This window comes from Kribbella ginsengisoli (assembly GCF_039537185.1).
GTDB lineage: Bacteria > Actinomycetota > Actinomycetes > Propionibacteriales > Kribbellaceae > Kribbella > Kribbella koreensis.
This window is the reverse complement of record NZ_BAABAA010000035.1, coordinates 1-3,643: the sequence shown is the minus strand read 5'-3', so window position 1 is coordinate 3,643 and position 3,643 is coordinate 1. Positions and strand designations below refer to the sequence as shown.

Here is a 3,643-nt window from a genome sequence, read left to right as displayed (position 1 = left end):
CATGCCCTCGATGTCGCAGAGCACCACGGCCGCCCGGAAGTCCTCGGGCAGCGCGTCCAGCGCGTACTGCACGTCGTGGTCGAACAGGTCGTGGTCGAGCTTCTCGGCCGGGCCGGAGCCCTTCGCCGGCAGCCGGTCGTGCGCGTCGTCAGGCAGCCCGTCGAACCGGATCCGCTGCTTGCGGCGGGCACCGTCCAGGAACAGGTTCGTGGTGATCCGGTAGAGCCAGCCCTCGAAGGTGCCCGGCGTGTAGGACGACAGCGACCGGAAGACCCGGACGAAGACCTCCTGGGTCAGGTCCTCGGCGTCGTGCTTGTTGCCGGTGAGCCGGTACGCGAGCCGGTAGACGCGGGCCGAGTGGGCCCGGACGATCTCGTCCCAGGACGGCAGTACTTCCGGCACCTGCTGTGGTGCGGTGCCGGTCGTCTTGTCGAACGGCTTCATGATCCCTCCCATGGTCGCATCGTGGTACCGCCCCTCGGGCGGACCCTGCGGCGACTAGGCGGACGCCCGATTGATGGACGGGTGTGCCTGGATGGAAGCGGAACACCGCAGGTCGTACCAGTCCCGGGCGAGAATGCTCATCTTGTAGTTCGTGCTTCCCAGCCCGAGATCCTACGAAGAGCGTCGCCCGCCAGGCGTGAGCCAATCTGACTTGAGCCTGAAGTTGCGCGATCGCGACGAAGAGTCAGTCGTCGGTGAGGCCGTTGCGGAGTGTGGTCACAACGGGCCGGGGTGCCGCATCGACGCTGAGCCGGAAGATGTCGGGGCGGTGGTAGTGCCCGACCGGGTCGAACATTCGCCGCGCCGAACTGACCTTGGCAAGATCCAGTTCGGCGATCAGGACAGTCTCCGAGTGCCGGGCCGGTCCGGCCAGGATCTCCCCGTCTGGGGCCACGATGACTGTGTTGCCCGGTTCGACCCAGCCTGGGCCATCCGGATCGCCCCGCCAGACTCGGTCTCGGTCGGGAAAATCGGCCGGGATCTGATCGTTATGCAGACACGGATTGACGCCGATCACGTAGCAGCGACCCTCGCGAGCGATGTGCCGCATGGTCGCGATCCAGTTGTCGCCTGGGGCCAGCGTCGGTGCTACCCACACATCGACGCCTTGCGAGTAGAGGTAGAACCGTGCCAGCGGCATGTAGTTCTCCCAGCAGATGAGCCCGCCGAGACGACCGAAGGTGGTCTCATAGGTCTCGAGCGTCGAACCGTCGCCCATTCCCCACACTGTGCGTTCCGACCCGGTCGGTACCAGCTTGCGGTGCTTACCGAGGAGATTGCCATCGGCATCGAAGTACAACAGCGTGTTGTAGATCGTGCTGCCTGTGACCTCGCGTTCGTTGACTCCGATCACCAGGTAGACCCCAGCTTGTCGAGCCGCTGCCCCGAGCCGATCGGTGGCCTCGCTCGGTACGACGACGGCCTGGTCCGCCAGCATCGCGAACCATTGTTCGTCACCATCCCAGATCGGCGTACCGTCTATCCAGATCGGGGTACCAGGCACGAACACCTCAGGGAATACGACCAGGTCGGCCGCTTGTACAGTGGGGTCGGCGAGCAGCTCCTCCACCTTGGCAAGCGTCGCCTCGCGATCCATCAGCACATAGGCCGCCTGCACAGCCGCAACTGTCAACTTCGTCATCTTGCTTCCTGTCCCATGGTACGCCGGACGGCCATCAGACCTCTGGGCCGCTGCCGATCCCAGGCTAGGGGCAGTCCTGAAGCCGACCTGAGTTTGTCGTTGCCTGATGCAACCAGCGATCGACCGGCTCATGCGTGAACGAGGCCGGCCTATCGCGTGTGGGCTCAGGCTGGTTTCAGGAGGACTCAAGGGCCTTTGGTCACCATGCGCCATAGGTGGGCCATGTCGGCCTGCGGTGTACCAGGGAGGGAAAGTGTCAGTTTTTCGCAGGGCGGTGATCGCGGCGGTTGTCGCTGCATTGGGCGGAGCGGTGCTCATGGTGCCGTCGGCGCAGGGCGCCGGGTCGGTGCGGGCCTCGATCAGTTTGTCTGCGCCGGCATCCGGTGCCTATGGCTCAGTGATCAAACTGACCGGTACGGCCGCGCGCGCGGGCACGTCGACGCGGCTCAGCGGGGCGACGATCTATCTGCAGCGATCGCTGCATGGACGTAACCGCTACGCCAACCTGGCCAGTGCTCGCACCTCGAGGGCCGGCGCTTTTGCGTTCTCGGTCAAACAGGGGTCGCCCTATGACTACCGCGTCTACTACGCAGGCTCAGCGAGGTACTCGCGCGCCTACAGTGGCGTGCGCTACCCGGTCGTCAATCGGGTCGTGCTGTTCGACGCCATCGCCACAACAAACTCTGAAACTGGGACGTTGGCGGCAAACGGCCGCGTCCTCCCCGCACCGCCGAACGGCACGTTGGTGTACCTGCAGAGATACTCGACAGACGCCAAGGTATGGGTCAATGTCGCAAGCGGAGCCACAACAGCCGGCAAGGTGACAGTCACTGCGACCCGTCCCGGTTCCACGGATACCTACCGCCTGATCGTCGGTGGAGCAGCACCGTACGGCGCAGGCATCTCCGCGAGCCGGGCACTCAAGCACTATGTGGACCGCGGAGCGTTCGCCGTGCCGTTGAAAACGGTGACCACCACCGTTCAGGGTACGGTCACGCGCACCAGCGCGTATGAAGCGAACGTGTCGTTGGGCGCGATCAATGGTGCTGTTCACATCCATCCCGACATCGCCAGCTGTGTTCACGCCTACGTGGCTACGCGTGTGACCAACACGACCAAGCCGATGACCTTGTTTCTGGTCAGCGAAACGAAGTCTGACGCGATCACCATTCCGGCCCTGAGCAATGGCTACTCCCACATGGACCTCGATCTCACTGGTGCATCCTCGCTCCGCTACTCAGTGTTCAGCGAGGCCGCGGTGAACTTCAGCGTCTCGGTGAAGCTTCGTTGCGCCAACTGATGAACTGAAGGGTGCGGTCGCAGCATTGTCACCGGTTGTGAGGCAGCTCCTCCTTAGGCGCCGCCGAACGCGGCTTCACAGAGCAGCCTGGGGGCGGGCTTAACACCCGCATCGCTGGCCTTCCAAACCTTCGCTCCAAGCGGGTTGCAGCGAGGGTTCAGCGCCGGCGATCACCATATTGACTGACGCTCCTACCCGGCAATGGGCCTGGAGCACTGGGGGCAACTACCCCAATCCGTTGGCGGTTTTGCGCCAGTTCTTGTTGGGCGGGAGGAATCATGCAGGTGGAATCGGCACCGAGCCGGCGTTGTGGCCGGCTCGGACAGCGGTGGCTTGCCGCCGTGGTCGTATGGGCGCTCCTACTAGCCGCGGTTGTGGTGCTGACACTTCCAGGGGCCCCCGCATCCGCGAGTGCTGGGATGGGCGCCGGGACGGTTGCCATGGCCCGCAACGCCGATGGCCGGTTGGAGATCTTCGCGGTTGACGCGGAGGAGCACGTATTCCACAGGTGGCAGACTAAGGCGAGCTCTGGCTCGTGGTCGCCGTGGGAGGAGATCGGTGGGCGGATGCGTGCCGTGGCCGCGGAGACGAACGCCGATGGCAGGATCGAGCTGTTCGGGCTTGCGACCGGTGGTGGGATCGCTCATATGTCGCAGCTGGTGCCGAATCGGAACGCCTGGCGGAGTTGGGAGCTGATG

Annotated in this window: 4 protein-coding genes; 2 read left to right on the top strand and 2 right to left on the bottom strand. The window is 64.6% G+C overall.

The window, feature by feature from the left end; all coding sequences use genetic code 11:
* On the bottom strand, positions 1–444 hold a 444-nt coding region (locus ABD768_RS42860; RefSeq protein ID WP_344850725.1), incomplete at its 3' end, for a sigma-70 family RNA polymerase sigma factor.
* A 244-nt stretch (positions 445–688) separates the two neighbouring features.
* On the bottom strand, positions 689–1,645 hold the full coding sequence (locus tag ABD768_RS42855; protein WP_344850723.1) for a carbon-nitrogen hydrolase family protein: 957 nt from the start codon (positions 1,643–1,645) through the stop codon (positions 689–691).
* A 253-nt stretch (positions 1,646–1,898) separates the two neighbouring features.
* On the opposite strand from ABD768_RS42855, the gene ABD768_RS42850 reads away from it, so the two are divergent.
* Positions 1,899–2,945, top strand: a complete 1,047-nt coding sequence (locus ABD768_RS42850; RefSeq protein WP_344850721.1) for a hypothetical protein — start codon at positions 1,899–1,901, stop codon at positions 2,943–2,945.
* A 278-nt stretch (positions 2,946–3,223) separates the two neighbouring features.
* The coding region (locus tag ABD768_RS43280; protein ID WP_486327397.1) for a DUF8189 domain-containing protein at positions 3,224–3,643 on the top strand (420 nt) is incomplete at its 3' end.

Coding starts and splice junctions, on each gene's coding strand:
- ABD768_RS42855 (WP_344850723.1), bottom strand. CDS start 1,645: ATGACGAAGTTGACAGTTGCGGCTGTGCAGGCGGCCTATGTGCTGATG.